The sequence below is a fragment of the Candidatus Poriferisocius sp. genome (genome assembly GCF_965204015.1).
GTDB lineage: Bacteria > Actinomycetota > Acidimicrobiia > Acidimicrobiales > Bin134 > Poriferisocius.
In genome coordinates, this window is record NZ_OZ241965.1 from 660,329 (window position 1) to 676,992 (window position 16,664).

12 protein-coding genes are annotated in these 16,664 nt (G+C 62.3%); 6 read left to right on the forward strand and 6 right to left on the reverse strand.

From position 1 onward, the window contains the following. Nucleotides 1–7: 7 nt before the first annotated feature. Entirely contained in the window at nt 8–3,703 is a 3,696-nt protein-coding gene (locus tag ACOGJC_RS03155; RefSeq protein WP_419847059.1) for a multifunctional oxoglutarate decarboxylase/oxoglutarate dehydrogenase thiamine pyrophosphate-binding subunit/dihydrolipoyllysine-residue succinyltransferase subunit, read from the forward strand. Here ACOGJC_RS03155 and ACOGJC_RS03160 read toward each other — a convergent pair. The 6 genes from ACOGJC_RS03160 to ACOGJC_RS03185 are packed head-to-tail and all read right to left on the reverse strand — an operon-like array spanning nt 3,700 to nt 10,244. Continuing rightward, nucleotides 3,700–5,322 (reverse strand): SulP family inorganic anion transporter, encoded by a 1,623-nt coding sequence (locus ACOGJC_RS03160; RefSeq protein WP_419847060.1) that lies wholly within the window; start codon nt 5,320–5,322, stop codon nt 3,700–3,702. The two genes, ACOGJC_RS03155 and ACOGJC_RS03160, sit on opposite strands and share 4 nt — an antisense overlap. 38 nt (nt 5,323–5,360) lie before the next feature. Then, nucleotides 5,361–6,563, reverse strand: coding sequence for an amidohydrolase family protein (locus ACOGJC_RS03165; protein WP_419847061.1), 1,203 nt, complete (start codon nt 6,561–6,563; stop codon nt 5,361–5,363). 25 nt (nt 6,564–6,588) lie between these two features. After that, entirely contained in the window at nt 6,589–7,101 is a 513-nt protein-coding gene (locus ACOGJC_RS03170; RefSeq protein WP_419847062.1) for an HD domain-containing protein, read from the reverse strand. Next, nucleotides 7,053–7,973 carry a site-specific tyrosine recombinase gene (locus ACOGJC_RS03175; RefSeq protein ID WP_419847063.1) on the reverse strand — a complete coding sequence of 307 codons (921 nt, stop codon included), beginning with the start codon at nt 7,971–7,973 and terminating at the stop codon, nt 7,053–7,055. Before ACOGJC_RS03175 ends, ACOGJC_RS03170 begins: the two co-directional genes overlap by 49 nt. Next, nucleotides 7,970–8,593 carry an NUDIX hydrolase gene (locus ACOGJC_RS03180; protein ID WP_419847064.1) on the reverse strand — a complete coding sequence of 208 codons (624 nt, stop codon included), beginning with the start codon at nt 8,591–8,593 and terminating at the stop codon, nt 7,970–7,972. The genes ACOGJC_RS03175 and ACOGJC_RS03180 overlap by 4 nt, the downstream gene beginning before the upstream one ends. Then, entirely contained in the window at nt 8,529–10,244 is a 1,716-nt protein-coding gene (locus ACOGJC_RS03185) for a CTP synthase (RefSeq protein ID WP_419847065.1), read from the reverse strand. The genes ACOGJC_RS03180 and ACOGJC_RS03185 overlap by 65 nt, the downstream gene beginning before the upstream one ends. Before the next feature lie 136 nt (nt 10,245–10,380). On the opposite strand from ACOGJC_RS03185, the gene ACOGJC_RS03190 reads away from it, so the two are divergent. The 5 genes from ACOGJC_RS03190 (at nt 10,381) to ACOGJC_RS03210 (ending at nt 16,583) form a co-directional block, all read left to right on the forward strand. Beyond that, complete coding sequence (locus tag ACOGJC_RS03190) at nt 10,381–13,893, forward strand: helicase-related protein (RefSeq protein WP_419847066.1); 3,513 nt, start codon at nt 10,381–10,383, stop codon at nt 13,891–13,893. Nucleotides 13,894–14,264: 371 nt separating this feature from the next. Next, the gene (locus tag ACOGJC_RS03195; protein ID WP_419847067.1) at nt 14,265–14,657 is read left to right on the forward strand and encodes a TA system antitoxin ParD family protein; all 393 of its coding nucleotides are present in this window, start codon (nt 14,265–14,267) and stop codon (nt 14,655–14,657) included. Continuing rightward, entirely contained in the window at nt 14,650–15,243 is a 594-nt protein-coding gene (locus tag ACOGJC_RS03200) for a zeta toxin family protein (RefSeq protein WP_419847068.1), read from the forward strand. Before ACOGJC_RS03195 ends, ACOGJC_RS03200 begins: the two co-directional genes overlap by 8 nt. Nucleotides 15,244–15,437: 194 nt before the next feature. Further along, on the forward strand, nt 15,438–16,232 hold the full coding sequence (locus ACOGJC_RS03205) for a DUF1883 domain-containing protein (protein WP_419847069.1): 795 nt from the start codon (nt 15,438–15,440) through the stop codon (nt 16,230–16,232). A gap of 216 nt (nt 16,233–16,448) precedes the next feature. Then, nucleotides 16,449–16,583, forward strand: coding sequence for a hypothetical protein (locus ACOGJC_RS03210; protein WP_419847070.1), 135 nt, complete (start codon nt 16,449–16,451; stop codon nt 16,581–16,583). The last annotated feature ends 81 nt before the right edge of the window (nt 16,584–16,664 follow it).

The window sequence follows — 16,664 nt, forward strand, 5'->3', positions numbered from 1 at the left end:
TTTCCCCATGGCTCCCGAAGCCGAGCAGATCGTCGGTCAGAACGCCTGGCTAGTGGATGAGATGCACCGCCAGTACCTGGCCGACCCAAAGTCGGTCAGCGAGAGCTGGCAAGACTTCTTCTCCGACTACCGCCCCGACCGAGTGCTGCCCGACCAGGCCGCCCCATCGGAGATCCTCCCGCCCGCCCCCGAGCCGGACGAGACCCCGGAGCCCTCGCCCGGCGCTCCGCTGCGAGGGGCGGCCGCCCGCATCGCCCGCAACATGGAGGCCAGCCTGGCCGTCCCCACCGCCACCAGCTTCCGGGAAATTCCGGCCAAGCTGCTCGACGTCAACCGCCGGATCATCAACGGCTATCTGGGGCGCACCGATGGGCGCAAGGTGTCGTACACCCACTTGATCGCCTACGCCGTAGTGCAAGCCATCGCGCACCACATGCCGGTGATGAACTCCACCTTCGTGGATGCCGACAACGGCCCCCGGGTGGTGCGCCATCCCCACATCGGCCTGGGCATCGCCGTAGACGTGGAGAAGGCCGACGGGTCGCGCTCCCTTCTGGTGCCGTGTTTGCCCGAGGCCGACACGCTGGACTTCCCCAACTTCGTCGAGCTCTACGACACCATGATCCGCAAGGTGCGGAGCAATGACTTGAGCCCCGACGACTTCGCGGGCGTCACCGTCAGCATCACCAACCCCGGCACCATCGGCACGGTGCAGTCGGTGCCCCGGCTCATGCCCGGCCAAGGGGTCATCGTGGGCGTGGGCACCATCGACTACCCCACGGCCTATCAGGCCGCCGACTCCCGCACGCTGGCCGATCTGGGGGTGTCGAAGGTGATCACCCTGTCGTCCACCTACGATCACCGCATCATCCAGGGCGCCGAGTCGGGGATGTTCCTGGGCGCGGTCCACGAGCTCTTGCTGGGCAAGCACGCCTTCTACGAGGACATATTCCGGGAGGTGGGCGTGCCTTACGAGGCGGTGCGCTGGCGGCCCGACATCTTGCCCCTCGATCGGGAACAGGCGGTGATCACCAAGCAGGTGCAGGTGAACGCGCTCATCAACATGCACCGGGTGCGGGGCCACCTGATCGCCGACCTCGACCCGCTGTCGGCCAACGAGCCCGAGATGCACGCCGAGCTCGACCCGGCCACCTACGGCCTGACCATCTGGGACCTCGATCGGGAGTTCCTCACCACCGGGCTGGGCGGCATCGACATGGGCCAGCCCGACGGCAAGATGCCGCTGGGAGAGATCCTGCACGTGCTCCGCAACGCCTACTGCCGGACAGTGGGCGTGGAGTACATGCATATCCAGGATCCCGACGAGAAGCAGTGGATCCAGGAGCAGGTGGAAGGGACAGGCGCCCCGGTGGGACTGGGAGAGAAGCTACACATTCTGGATCGGTTGAACGCGGCGGAAGCCCTAGAGCGATTCTTGGACACCAAGTACGTGGGCCAGAAGCGCTTCGGGATCGAGGGGGCCGAGAGCGCCATCGTGGTGCTCGACGCGGTGCTGGGCAAAGCCGCCGACCTTGGCATGGCCTCGGCGATCATGGGCATGGCCCACCGGGGGCGCCTCAACGTGCTGGTGAACATCGTGGGCAAGGACTACGCCCAGCTCTTCGGCGAGTTCGAGGGGAACCTGGACGAGTCGTCCACCCAGGGGTCGGGCGATGTGAAGTACCACCTGGGGATGACCTCGGAGTTCGAGAGCATGGCCGGAAACCGCATCCCGGTGGAGCTGGCCGCCAATCCCTCGCACCTGGAAGCGGTGAACCCGGTGGTGGAGGGCATGGTCCGAGCCCGCTTGGACCACATCGGCAACGACCAGGGCGAGCACAGCCCGGTCAGCGGGCTGGTGCGGGGCCAGGCGGCCAGCGAGGAGAACCGCTACCCGGTGCTGCCCCTTTTGGTACACGGCGACGCGGCCTTCGCCGGCCAGGGGGTGGTGAGCGAGACGTTGAATCTGTCGCTGATCCAGGGGTACCTGACCGGGGGCACGGTGCATTTGGTTATCAACAACCAGGTGGGGTTCACCACCACCGCCGAGGCGGCCCGCTCCAGCTACTACTGCACCGACGTGGCCAAGATGATCCAGGCCCCCATCTTCCACGTCAACGGCGACGATCCCGAAGCCTGCGCCCGAGTGGCCCTGTTGGCGCTGGCCTACCGCAACCACTTCCACAAAGACGTTGTGATCGACATGTGGTGCTACCGCCGACAGGGGCACAACGAGGCCGACGACCCCAGCTACACCCAGCCGGAGATGTACCGGCGGATCGAGGGCCACCGCTCGGTGCGAAAGCGGTACGTGGAGTCGCTGGTCAAGCGGGGGGACATCACCCTGGAAGAGGCCGAGCGGGCCATGGACGAATTCCGGGCCAAGCTCCAAAAGGCGCTGGAGGAAACCCGGGACCGCACTTCCGATGATTCACCGGGAGAAACCGTTGGATCTGCGAATGCCGCCAGCAGGGACCTTCTGCTTTCGATTTCGGAAGGGCTGGCCGACCCCACACCCCATGTTGCGCCCCCAGTGGACACCGGCGTGTCGGAAAGGCAGATCAGGAGGGTGTTCGACGTGCTCACCTCGGTGCCCGACGGGTTTGTGCTCCACCCCAAGCTGGCCCGCCAGTTCGAGGCCCGAGACAAAATGATGGCCGAGGGCATGGTGGACTGGGGGCTGGCCGAGGCGCTGGCCTTCGGCACCCTGCTTGATGAGGGAACATCGATCCGCCTGGCCGGCCAGGACTCTCGCCGGGGCACGTTCTCCCATCGCCACAGCACCCTGGTGTGCAACCAAACGGCCCGGGAGCACTGCCCGCTGGCCGAGTTGGCCCGCGGCGGGACCAAGTTGTGGGTGTACGACTCGCTGCTGTCGGAATATGCCGCGTTGGGTTTCGAATACGGCTACTCGGTGGGCGACACCAGTGCGCTGGTGCTCTGGGAGGCCCAATTCGGCGACTTCGTCAATGGTGCGCAGATCATCATCGACCAGTTCGTCATGTCGGCCGAGGACAAGTGGAACCAGCGCTCGGGGCTGGTGATGCTTCTTCCCCATGGTTTCGAGGGTCAGGGGCCGGAGCACTCCTCGGGGCGGATCGAGCGGTTTTTGCAGTCAGTGGCCGAGAACAACATCCGAGTGGCCAACCTGTCGACTGCTGCTCAGTACTTCCATCTGCTCCGAGATCAAGCGAAGCGCTCGAAGCGCAAGCCGCTGGTGCTGTTCACCCCCAAATCGCTGCTGCGCCACCGAGACGCCCGGTCACCGGTGGGCGATTTGACCGATGGCTGGTTCTCCCCGGTGCTGTCTGATCCCGGCGATGTCGATCCCCGGCAAGTCACTGGTGTTGTGCTGGCCAGCGGCAAGATCAGCCATGAGGCCATTGCGGCGCGAGACCGGCTGGGCGCCCCCGCCGCGGTGGTGCGAGTGGAGCAGCTCTACCCTTGGCCGGCGAGCGCCCTGGCCGAAGCGCTCGGCCACTACCCTCAAGTGGAGAAGATCGTCTGGCTCCAAGAGGAGCCCCAGAACATGGGGCCGTGGAACTATGTGAAGGGCCACCTCCACGAGGCGTTCGCAGACCGATGCGACATCGTTCGGGCCAGCCGCAGCGAGTCGTCCAGCCCGGCTACCGGCAGCGCCGCCGTTCACACCCAGGAGCAGGCCGAGCTCATTGCCGGAACCTTTGACCTGCTGGATTCCTAGTCCTCGAGAAGCCGCCTGGCCGCCTCTCGGGCTTCGTCCAGATCTTCGACGATCTGGTCTTGGGGAACCCGCTGGAGAGCGTCGAGGGACCACAGGGTCCGTGCGGGCAAACCTGAGAGGGACATCACAATGCACTCGGTGTCCTGGTCGATGGCTACGTCGATGAGCTGCTCAAGAACCAACGCCGCGCTGTCGTCCATGTAGATGGTCTCGGAGAAGTCAAAGATCACCACCTCATGGTCCCGGATGTCCACGCTGACGGTGTTGGTGATCTTGTTGGACGACGCCACCGAGAAGCTGCCCCGGAAGGCAACCATGCCGACTCGGGCGGCGTGGGGATCTGCCTCTGCTTCAGATGGCGTGATCTCGCCTTCGAAGAACACCTGGTCCAAGATCGGCACAGAGACCACGTTGTCCATCTCCAGGCGCTCGAACTGCCGAGAGCGGGTCATGCCGGCGATGATCAGCCCGATGGCCACCGCGGTGATCAAGTCGACGAACACCGTCAGGCCGAACGTGGCGAACATGATGAACAGGTGCTCTCGGTGCAGGCGGGTGACCCGGGTCAAGAACCGCCAGTCCATGATGTCCCAGCCCACCTTCATCAAGATGCCGGCCAGAGCGGCATGGGGAATCTCCTCCACGTACGCTCCCAGGCCGAGAACCAGGGCCAGCAAGATCAAGGCTCGCAGCACGCCAGAGACCCGACTGTGGCCGCCGGCCCGGATATTGACCACTGTGCCCATGGTCGCCCCAGCCCCCGGCGTTCCACCGATGAATCCGACCATCATGTTGCCGATGCCCTGGCCGATCAGCTCTCGATTGGGCTGATGGCTGGTGCGGGTCATCGAATCGGCCACCAGCGAGGTGAGCAGGCTGTCGATCGAGCCCAACAGCGCGATGGTCAGCGCCGGTTGCACAGCCCGGGCCAGTACATCGCCCGATAGTTCGGGCAGCTCGAAGTCGGGCAATCCGGTGGGCACATCTCCGATCACGGGGGTGTTGTCCAGCCACAGCAAGCTGAGCAGCGTCCCGATGACCAACGCCATCAGCATTGAAGGAACGAAGGCCCGGAGGCGGAGGGGCCAGAAAATGCAGACGCCCAGCGAGACTGCGGCGATGGCCAGCGAACTGAAGTTGACATCGCCGAACACATCGGGCCAGGAGCGAACCGCGTCGATTGGCCCACCGAGCTCCACTTCTGCCCCCAAGAAGGGCAGGGTCTGCACCAAGATGATGATCACCCCGATCCCGGACATGAACCCCGACACCACCGAGTACGGCGTGTACACCACGAAACGGCCGATTCGCAGCAACCCCAGGCAGATCTGCAACAAGCCCGCCATGATGACGATGGTGAACGCCTCTTCGAGGCTCTCGGCATGGCTGGTTACCACCACCGCCATGGCCAGCGCCATCGGGCCGGTGGGCCCGGAGATCTGAGCCCGGGTGCCCCCGAAGACCGCGGCGAACAGACCCAGACCGATCGCCCCGTACATGCCCGCCATCGGTCCCAGCCCGGATGCCACGCCGAACGCCAATGCCGTGGGGAGCCCGACCACCGCAGCGGTGATGCCCCCGAACGAGTCTTCGCGAAAGCTGTGCAGGTTGTAGCGCATACACCAGGCCATTTAGGCCTAGCTGAGCTTAGGCCATTTCAGTCAATGTCAAGATTGAGAAGTCGGGCGGCGTTGCCCCGCACCAGCTTGTGGACCACGTCGGGGGGCAGGTGGCCCATCATGTCCTCGGCCACCTTTTTGGTGTGGGGCCACGTGGTGTCGGTGTGGGGATAGTCGGTCTCGAAGGTCACGTTGTCGACCCCCACCTCGTCCAGTGACTTCAACCCGTGGTTGTCGCGGAAGAAGCAGCCGTAGATCTGCCGGTAGTAGTAGGTGGACGGCGGCTCGGGGACGATGTCTCGCACTCCGCCCCAGGCCCGGTGCTCCGACCAGACGTCGTCGCAGCGTTCCAAGATGTAGGGGATCCACCCGATCTGGCCCTCGGAGTAGGCCAGCTTGAGCTCGGGAAACCGCACCAGCACCCCGGAGAACAAAAAGTCGCTCATCGACGCGATTGCGTTGTTGAAGCTGAGCGAGGCCGCCACCGCCGGCGGGGCGTCGGGTGAGGCGGCTGGCATGACCGACGAGGAGCCGATGTGCATGCACACCGCGGTGTTGGTTTCTTGGCAGGCGGCGAAGAACGGATCCCAATAGTCGGTGTGGATGCTGGGCAGGCCCAGATTGGGGGCGATTTCTGAGAAGCACACCGCATGGCAACCTCGGGCCGCGTTGCGCTCCACCTCGGCCTTGGCCAACTCCACATCCCACAGCGGGATGATGGCCAGCGGGATGAGCGCCCCGTTGGAGTCGCCGCACCACTCTTCGATCATGAAGTCGTTGTAGGCCTGTACGCAGGCCAGGGCCAGCTCCTTGTCTTCGGCTTCCAAGAAGGTCTGTCCGCAGAACCGGGGAAATGTGGGGAACGACAGCGACGCCTCCACGTGGTTCATCTCCATGTCTTCCACCCGGGCCTTGGGGTCGTAGCACCCCGGGCGCATCTCGTCGAAGGTGATGGGCACCGCTTCCATATCGTCGCGGTCGAAGCCCACCGCGGCCACGTGGCGCTTGTTGGGATAGACGAGATCCTCGTAGAACCAGACGTCGCCCCACGGCCCGTCTTCTACATCCAGCTCGTAGGTGTACATCTTGGGCCCGCCGGTATAGGTGATGGGCCCCACCCGGCGGCGTTCGACCCGCGGCCCTCGCTCCTTGAAGCGCTCGGGCAGCCAGCTCTGCCATAGGTGGGCGGGCTCTACCAAGTGGTCGTCCACGCTGATGATCTTGGGAATCTCGGTGCGCACGGCTGAAAGCCTACTGGCCAGGTGTTCAGTCTGCGGCAGCCAGAGCAGCGGCTACTTCAGGAAGCAGGGAGGATTTGGCAAGGGGGAGGTGGTGTTCCGCCGCCCACACCACCGTCAGTTTGGTGCTGCCTGCCTCCCGCAGCATCGCCGCACCCAGACGGGGATGGTCTTGGTAATCGGCCCACCGACCCCGAAGGCCTCGGGGATACACCTTCCCCATCAGGGTGGCGCCCACCCGGGCCCGGGTTCCCAGTCCGGCCTGGATTTTGCCCACGTCGTGGAGGGCCGCGGCCATCCGCTGGGCATCGTCGGCCAGCGCGGGGCATCGGGCCGAGCGCAGGGCGTGGCTGCGGTCAGCCGCACTCATCTGCCGGTAGAGCTCCGCCTCGGCGCCGGTGAGCAATCCCAGCAGCCAGGCCTCTTCTGCGGGATCGGGCCCTCGATCGACGATCGACTGGAAGAAGCGCCGAACCAGGTGGGCACCGGTGATCACCGGTTGAGCACCGCCCGGGGATGAGCGGCCCGATAGGCCTCCCACAGCTTCTCCTTGGAGACCATGGTGTAGACCTGCGTGGTGCTGATGGAGGCGTGGCCCAATAGTTCCTGCACCGCACGGATGTCGGCCCCGTGGTCCAGCATGTGGGAGGCACAGGAGTGGCGAAAAACATGGGGTGAGACTTTGGCGCCCAGCCCCACCTGCTGGGCCCTTTTCTTCGCCATCCCCCAGGCCCCTTGGCGCGACAGGCGGCGTCCCCGTTGATTGAGCCATACCGCTTCTTGATCGTGCCGAGATGCCCAGCGCTCGGGCTCCATCTCTCCCCTTCCCGCGGGGACCAGCCAGGCGGCCAGCGCCTCTTGAGCGCATCGGCCGAGGGGCAGGATCCGCTCCTTTTGGCCCTTGCCCACAACCCGCACGGTGGATTCGCCCATGTCCAGATCGTTCAGCGACATCCCCACGAGCTCGCTGATTCGCATCCCGGTGCCGTAGAGCACTTCCAACATGGCCCGATCTCGGCGAGACACCCGGTCGACGCCGTTCACCGTGTCCAAGATGGTGTCCACTTCGGCCTCGCTGAGCGCCTTCGGCACGCTGGTGGGCACTCTGGGGAGTTCTATATGGGAACAGGGATCGTCGTTGCGTAAACCATCCACCACCAGAAACTGGTGAAACGTCCGCACTGCGGTCATGGTGCGCTTCACCGATGCCGGCGCCATTCCCCGGGTTTGCAGCTGGCGCAAATGGGCCAAGATGTCTTCCTCGCGGGCCGTTTCGGGGGTGCGGCCCCGGGCGGTCAAAACCTCGCAGTAGCCGCTCAGATCTCGGCGGTAGGCCTCACAGGTGCGGGGGGCGCGGCCCCTCTCCAGCACCAGCCAATCCAAGAACTCCTCAACACCGATTCGTGCGCTCACCCCAAACGCTCGCGGGCCAGCATCAGGCCGACGATGGACTTGGCGTCGGCCAGCTCGCCGGAGGCCACGAGATCGGGCACGTCGGCCAGCTTTATGCGCTCGATGGCCATGTGCTCCTCTTCGATGCCGTGGGGATGGCGGTTGGTGTCGGCCAGTTCGGTGGCCAGATAGCAATGGGTGACCTCGTCGCAGAACCCCGGTGAGTTGTGGAAGACGGCCAATAGCTCAAGATGGCCGGCTTGCTTGCCGATCTCTTCTTCCAGCTCCCGCCGGGCGGTGAATTCGGGGGGCTCATCCTGGCTGTCCAGCTTCCCGGCGGGGATTTCCAGCAACTCCCGATTCACCGCTGCTCGGTACTGGCGGATCATGATTACCTCTTCGCCGTCGAGGGGCACGATCACCGCAACACCGGGGTGGCGGATTATTTCCCGCTCATAGATCGAACCGTCGGGGGCCTTGATCTCGGCAACGCTCAGCGACACCACCCGTCCCTGCCATGCCTGGCGTTCTCCGACCGGCGTGAAGCCGCCCTCATCGGCCACCGTGGCGCGACCTCTAACGGTGAGCGGCGGGCGAGGCGTCGGCCACTGCCTCGACCTGTTCTGGGGCTTGTCCGTCATCGGCCCCAGATATGGACAAATCGCATTGATCAGCCATCAAGCTGCTCTCCCGACGGTCCAGCGCGGCTTTCACCAAGCCGCAGAACAGCGGGGCAGGCCGATCGGGGCGGCTCTTGAATTCGGGATGGGCCTGGGTTCCCACCCACCAGGGGTGGCTTTCCAGTTCGATGAACTCCACTAGGAGTCCATCGGGTGATTCCCCGGCCAGCACGAAGTCGGTGCCCTCGAAGCGGCTGCGGAGCTTGGGATTGAACTCATAGCGGTGGCGGTGGCGCTCCGACACCACTTCGGCGCCGTATACCTCGGCAACTTTGGTACCTGGTCGAAGCTTGGCCATGCACGCCCCCAGCCGCATGGTGCCGCCCTTGTCGGTGATGCCGCGCTGGGATTCCATCAGATCGATGACCGGCCACGGCGTGCTGGGATCGAACTCGCTGGAGTGGGCGTTGGCCAGGCCCAAGACGTTGCGGGCGTAGTCGATGGTCATCACCTGAAGACCCAGGCACAGGCCCAGGCAGGGGATGCGGTTCTCCCGAGCGTAGGAGGCGGCATTGACCTTGCCCTCGATTCCCCGCTCGCCGAACCCGCCGGGGATCACAATGCCGTCCAGCCCGCTCATCAGGCTGTCGATCATCAGGCCCTCCACGCTCTCGGCCTGAATCCACTCGATCTCCACCGACGCCCCGTGATGGATGGCCGCGTGGTTCAGTGCCTCCACCACCGACAGATAGGCGTCTTGGAGCGTCACGTATTTGCCGATGAGGCCGATGCGCACGGTGCGCTGGGCCAAGGAGATCCGCTGATTCAGCATCTGCCAGTCGGTCAGATCAGGTTCGGGAACATCGAGGCGCAAGATGTCGCACACCACGCCGTCGAGGCCCTCGTCGTGAAGCACCAGGGGGATCTCATAGATGCTGTCGGCGTCGGCCGCGTTGACTACTGCCGAAACATCAACGTCGCACAGGCTGGAGATCTTGCGCTTCAACTCGTCGGAGATGGTCGATTCGCTGCGGCACACGATTGCATCGGGCTGAACACCCCGGCTGCGGAGCTCGGTAACCGAGTGCTGGGTGGGCTTGGTCTTCTGCTCGCCCGTCGGGCCGATGAAGGGCACCAGGGTGACGTGGATGTAGCAGACGTTGCCCCGCCCCACATCCAGGCGCACCTGGCGGATGGCCTCCAAGAAGGGGAGGATCTCGATGTCGCCGACGGTGCCGCCGATCTCGGTGATGACCACGTCCACATCGTCGGACACCAGGCTGGAGATGCGATTCTTGATCTCGTTGGTGACGTGGGGGATCACCTGCACGGTCTTGCCCAAGTACTCACCCTGGCGCTCTGATGCGATGACCGAGGAGTAGATGGAGCCGGTGGTGGCGTTGGAGAGCTTGGTGAGACTCTCGTCGATGAAGCGCTCGTAGTGGCCGAGATCAAGATCGGTCTCGCCGCCGTCGTCGGTAACGAACACCTCTCCGTGCTCGAAGGGGTTCATGGTGCCGGGGTCCACATTGATGTACGGGTCCAGCTTCTGCATGGTCACCCGGAGTCCCCGTTGCTTGAGCAAACGCCCCAGTGATGCGGCGGTGAGTCCCTTACCCAGCGAACTCGCCACACCACCAGTCACAAAGATGTGTTTGGTCACGCCTGCCAAGCTTAGCGGGGACCAGCGACGACTGGTGGACCCGTCAGATCTATCCCGGCGGATTCTTCTCTGACCAGAGGGTTAGTCTTGACCGCCGAGGAGGTGGCAAGTGGTTCGCTTAAGTGATTTGCGGTCGGGATTGCGCGTGAGCGGTCTAGACCCCGACGGACCTGCCGAAATTGAGAGGGTCGAGCTAGAAGCGCCGGGCCTGGTGACCCAAGATGGTGACGAGCCGCTGCGCATCGTCTACAAGACATCCAGTGGCAGATTCGGCGAGAAGGTTCTGTTCCATGCTCACGATCTGGGCATCGTTGAAGACGAAGGCTGGACATTCGACAGCGACCCGCAGCAGTTTCTGCTGGCGGCCGAGGCTCTGCGTATCCAGCGGGCGCATTTATTTGATCCTTTTCAAGCCACGAGAGCCAGCGACATAGAGCCACTTCCCCATCAAGTGGATGCCGTCTACAACCACATGCTGCCCCGCCAGCCACTGCGATTCCTGCTAGCTGACGATCCAGGAGCTGGCAAAACCATCATGGCCGGTCTGCTGATGAAGGAACTGATGCTGCGCGGCGACTTGGACCGCTGCCTGGTAGTAGTACCTGGAAGTCTGTCTTTGCAATGGCAGGACGAGTTGCTTTACAAGTTTGGCTTGGAATTCGAATTGTTCGACCGCAATATGGTCGATCGCAATCCGGCTGCCGACCCTCTGGGCAGACACCCTCTGCTTATTGCCCGAATGGATATGCTGGCTCGCAACGAAGCTCTGCAAGACCTGTTGGACAACAGCGAATGGGATTTGCTGGTTGTAGACGAAGCGCACAAGATGTCGGCAAAGGCTGTCGGCCGGGACGCAAAGAAGACGAAGCGCTACCGCCTGGGTGAGCGATTAGGGCCGTCGACCCGAAACTTCCTCCTAATGACTGCAACCCCTCATAACGGATACGAAGGAGACTTCCAGCTATTTATGGCCCTGCTAGACAGCGACCGCTTCGCTGGCGAATGGCAACGGGGAAACCACAACAGCAACCGACCAGACGACCTCATGCGGCGCATGATCAAGGAGGACATGAAGCGTTTGGACGGCACACCTCTGTTCCCCGAACGCAGGGCCGATAGCGCGAAGTACAACCTTACCGAGACAGAGATGCAACTGTATGAGGCCGTTACCCAGTACGTAAGCAAGGGGATGAACCGAGCCGAACGCCTCCAAGCAAAGAAGGACGGTCGCCACTACAACGCAGTTGGATTTGCTCTCACTCTACTTCAGCGCCGCTTGGCATCTTCCCCCTTAGCCGTATTGCGGTCGTTAGGGCGCCGACGTGAGCGGCTCACCGGACGCCTAAAGCAGGTCTCTGCCTCCACAGAACTTCTGGACGAGGGCCCGAACGAAGGACTGTCCTCGTATGGCATGGACGATATGGGTCCTGATTTGGACGACTTCATGGAATTCGTCGATGAGGAGCTTGACAGCAGCCAGCGAGAGCGATTGGAGGGTGAGGTATTTTTGGATGAGGCCTCATTCGCGCAGACAGTCGAAGAGCTACGTTTCGAAATTGATGAGCTTAAGGACCTAGAGCAACAGGCCAGGGAAGTCTACGAGTCAGGTATCGACCGAAAGTGGGAACAACTGGCCCTGATGCTGCAAGAGGACGAAGCCATGAGGGATCTGAAATCCCATCAACTGAAGAAGCTCATTGTGTTCACCGAGCATCGCGACACCCTGGATTGCCTAGTGGACAAATTGAGTCTCTTGTTGGAAAAGCAGGGTGAAGTAGTGCGCATCCACGGCGGTATCCCGATGGAAGAACGTCGTCAGATTCAGGATCAATTCACCCACGATCCCAATGTGGTAGTGCTGGTTGCCACCGATGCTGCTGGGGAAGGCATCAACCTCCAGTGTGCCCACTTGATGGTGAATTACGACTTGCCCTGGAATCCCAACCGCATCGAGCAGCGCTTCGGGCGTATCCATCGCATTGGGCAAACAGAGGTGTGCCGAATGTGGAACATGGTGGCCCTGGGTACACGTGAGGGGGATGTCTTCGATCGACTCTTCGACAAGTTGGAGAATCAGCGCAAAGACTTGGGGGGCAAGGTGTTTGACGTCTTGGGTGAAGCGTTCGCAAACACTCCACTTCGCGACCTCATCATCAGGGCTATCAAAGTGGAGAATCCCCAGCTGGAGCAGAACCTCCTCGCGACGGAGATCGACGACGCCGTGATCACACAAACGAAGGAAATCATCAAGAGGCAGTCCTTGTTACACAACAGTGCTTTGGACGAAGCGGCCTGCGAGGAATTGCGAGACGACATGGACCGCGCTGCTGGTTACCGGCTCCAGCCCAGCTACATACGACGCTTCTTTCTCAGAGCCTTCAAGGACCTGGACGGGGATGTTGTAAAATGTGAAGGCCAGAGATTCAAGGTAAATCGGGTACCTCCTTCGATTGTGAAACGTAGCCAATACGGACACGGTCAAGTCCAGAAAAGGTACGAGCGCATCTGTTTCGATCGACAAGAGGTGACAGAGCCCGGTAAGCCGCCTGCCGCGTTGTTAGCTCCGGGCCACCCCTTACTGGACGCAGTCATCGGCGGTGTCAATGATCGATACGGCTCGCTGTTGCAGAAAGGGACCGTACTCATTGATCCGGATGACCATGGAACTGAGCCGCGTCTCCTGGTGTTTCTGGAACATGAAATTCGTGATGCCACCATCACACCTGCTGGACAACCGCGGGTTGTATCCCGGCGATTCGAATACGTGGAGGTTGCGCGCGGAGGGGGGCCGGCAGATGCCGGGCGGCACCCCTATTTGGACTGCCGAGCACCCGAACCGGAGGAACAAGAACTGTTGGCGGAGCTGGTACGGCGGGAAACCAGTGAAGCCTGGCTAACACAACGGGCACTGGATGCCGCCAAGCGGTACGCCTTGGAGAATAATGCCCACCAGCATCTCGATGAGATCAAGGGTCAAGTTGAAGAACAGGTTGATCACATCTGGAATGCTGTTCTGGATCGGCAATTTGAAGAGATGACATATCAAGGTAAGCAGAAAGAAAAGTTCCTGAGAAAGGGCCTCCATGGGCAAGCAGAGCAGGCTAAACGTCGTGGTGAGGAGGCCAAGGAGCGGATTCAGCGGCGAAATAGAGAATTGGAGCGTCAAAAACATCTCTCCCTCGGTCCCCTTGGCGAACTTGGCATAGCTCTCGTGGTACCCGCAGGTCTGGTCACTCAACTACGGGGGGAGACTCCGACCGATCACGCAAAAGACACACAACGGGTCGAGCGTCTGGCGATTGATGCCGTGCTGGAGGCTGAGCGAAGTATGGGGCGAACTCCCCGAGAGATGCCCCACAACAACAAGGGCTACGACATTGAGACCCGGGTAGGTAATGACCCACTGCTGTTCATCGAGGTCAAGGGCCGGGTAGCCGGAGCAAAACACTTCGGTATCACCGCGTCAGAGGTTCTGTTCGCGCTAAACACCGCCGAACAGCACATTTTGGCCCTGGTGGAGGTATGCGAGGACGACACCACCACCGTCCGATACTTGCACGACCCCTTCACCGAACGATTGGCAGAACCCGGCTTCGGGGAGCACCGCCGGGAATTGCGCTGGAAAGACTACTGGGAACTGGCCGGAGCGCCGGCGTAAGGACAGGCCATTTGCGTCACGTATTTCGGCTCTCCGCGGTGAAGCGGTGACGTCGGGTTCTGGTTTTTGTGACTGGTTGAGTTTGGCGAGGTCCTTGTCCGGCTGCAAGCAGGATTCTAAGTCGGTACTTGTGAAGCTTGGTGAGGTCCAAGGGCGCTCGCCGTGCTCCAGCGCCTGTTCTCCAAATTCACCCACCAGACCCTCACCGGAGAAATCGAGTTGCCCAAGGCTTCCAAAGTGGCCGTCAGCGTTCCCGGCCAGTTCCCCGAGCCCCGGTCCTGGCCAGCAGAGGTCGAGGGAGGGTCAAGCCGCCCCCCTGCTCCACTGCGACTGGCGTAGCGGACTGCTACGATGTGATTGGAGGTTCTGCTATGGCTTTGAGCATCCCCATCCGCATCGACAACGACATCTATTTATCGGCCAAGGCAGTCGCCGAAGTGATGGACCGCAGCGCGGCGCAGCAGGTGGCGCACTGGGCGCGGCTCGGACGCGAGTTGGAGGAGGAGCGGGGCGCGGCGCACCAGCGGATCGCTGCGGTGTTAGCCGGGGAGATGCACTACGACGATCTCGATGACCCCCGCGACAGGGCGATCGTGCGGGCTGTGTGGGCAGACCAGACGAAGCAGTGGCGGGAGAGCCTCGACCTAGAGGCGCAGTTCGTCTCCGAGGGACGCCCGTATGTAGCCGCCGGTGACGACGGCGAGCCTGTCGTGCGCCGCCCGGCCGCCGCGGCGGAGCCTGCCGCGGTAAGCGATGGTGGCTGAAAGACAAGCCGGCGAGCCAGCCCTAGTGGTTGTGGCCGGACCGAATGGGGCGGGCAAGACCACGTTCGCCGCGGCGCTCGCCGCGCGCACCGGGTTGGAGTTTGTAAACGCCGATGAGATCGCCGCTGAGCGGTGGCCGGGGGAGGAGGAGACCCGCGCCTATGAGGCGGCCGAGGCAGCTGCGTCGCGGCGGACCGAGTTAATCAACGGGCGGCGCTCATTCATCGCGGAAACGGTGTTCTCGCACCGGTCGAAAGTCGATCTAGTCCGATCCGCCGCAGAGGCTGGGTACGCGGTGGGGTTGCACGCGGTAATGGTGCCAGAGGAATTCGCGGTGTTGCGGGTAACGAACCGTGTTGAGATCGGCGGACACAGCGTTCCGGAAGGGAAGGTGCGGGAGAGGTACCGGCGGCTGTGGGCGCTCGTCGCGGAGGCCACTGAATTCTGCGAGGAGGCACTGTTCTACGACAACACGTCGCCCTCAGAGCCGTTCCGGCTCGTCGCCGAGTTCCGTTTCGGAGCCGCGGTGGGCCCAGCCAGCTGGCCTAGCTGGGCACCGGCCGAGATTGTCGCCCTCAGCACCTGACCATAAATCGCATTACAGCTTGACCGAGACGGAGACGGGCGGGGCTGCATGTCCTAGCTACTTGACGAGAGGGGTGAAGTGGTGAGTCTCTTAGCAAGCGACCGATTGCATTGCTATGCCCAGAGTCGTCGGGTGGAATCAAGGCCCGCCTAGGCTTTGCTGCTGTTGTCACCCCTGCTGGGTATCTTTTGTCCGTGTCAGATTTCCTACACTCAGACCTGGGGTTTCGAGCGAGCGGCGACTTGCTAGAAGTATCTCTCAGTAACGCTGCAAACGTCAGATTGCTTGACTCCCACAACTTCAGCCAGTACCAGCGGGGCTTGCAGCACAAATATTACGGCGGTCTAGCCCGCGAGACCCCCGTCCGCATCCCTATCCCTCACGCTGGTATCTGGCACGCTGTCGTTGATATGCAGGGTCTTGCTGGTTCGACCAGGGCCGGTTTCCAAGTGATTCCCCGCTCGGCGCTTGAACCCTTGCCGCCTATACCTAGAGCCATGCCTACCCGGCCCACGATCACCGACGTAATCAGCAACGCTTCTGAGATGGAGGAGGCAACTTCGGAAAAGAAGTTCGACATCTTCATCTCCCATGCAACCGAGGACAAGGAAGCGATTGCAGGTCCACTCGCGCTCTCCCTCAGAGAAAGAGATGTCAGTGTTTGGTACGACGACTTCGAACTGCGAGTCGGCGACAGCCTTCGCAGGAGCATTGATCGCGGAATCGCCCAAAGCAGATTCGGGCTTGTCATCTTGTCCAAGGCATTCTTCAACAAGGACTGGCCGCAGTATGAACTCGACGGCCTCGTCACAAAGGCAAACAGCGACAGACAAATCTTGCTCCCCATCTGGCATGAGATATCCAAAGATGAGGTCATTCAACGCAGCCCATCGCTAGCAGACAAAGTGGCCTTACGCACTTCAGTCCACAGCATTGACGAGATCGCCGACCAAATTGCTGGTGTCATAGCTGACCGTCTCAACCGATAGCCAATACTGCCCAAGGTGAGTATCCATCCTCTGGCAGGTCACCTCGATTAGGAGGTAACCAAGAAAGTGATGGATCTAGACAGGCCGTCTAAGAGGTCTAGGCGGCGCTTCAGCAAGGAGTTCAAGGGGGACGTGGTGGCGTTGATTTTCGACGGGCAGCGCGCCGATCCTGGGGTTTGGTAGGACGCGGCTGCACAGGTCGATTTCATATGGGCGATGGCGCCACTCGTCTGCATCAACATCGTGCTGGCCAACCACATGAGCTACAGCTTGTGGCCGGGCGCTGTGACGCCCGCCGACGACATGAACCGACTCTCCCGCAGCACGGAGATAGCCTGCGGCCTGAATTAGCGGCCAGCTAAGGAATGAAAGGAAGGCAGATGAATTCCAGCGAAGGCACCAGCAGCGGAATAGATGGCGGTCGCCTTCAGG

Excerpts from the sequence above, each read along its gene's own strand:
- ACOGJC_RS03155 (WP_419847059.1), top strand. The coding sequence starts at position 8 with ATGGCTCCCGAAGCCGAGCAGATCGTCGGTCAGAACGCCTGGCTAGTG.
- ACOGJC_RS03195 (WP_419847067.1), top strand. The coding sequence starts at position 14,265 with ATGGCTTTGAGCATCCCCATCCGCATCGACAACGACATCTATTTATCG.
- ACOGJC_RS03210 (WP_419847070.1), top strand. The coding sequence starts at position 16,449 with ATGGCGCCACTCGTCTGCATCAACATCGTGCTGGCCAACCACATGAGC.
- ACOGJC_RS03160 (WP_419847060.1), bottom strand. The coding sequence starts at position 5,322 with ATGCGCTACAACCTGCACAGCTTTCGCGAAGACTCGTTCGGGGGCATC.
- ACOGJC_RS03180 (WP_419847064.1), bottom strand. The coding sequence starts at position 8,593 with ATGACGGACAAGCCCCAGAACAGGTCGAGGCAGTGGCCGACGCCTCGC.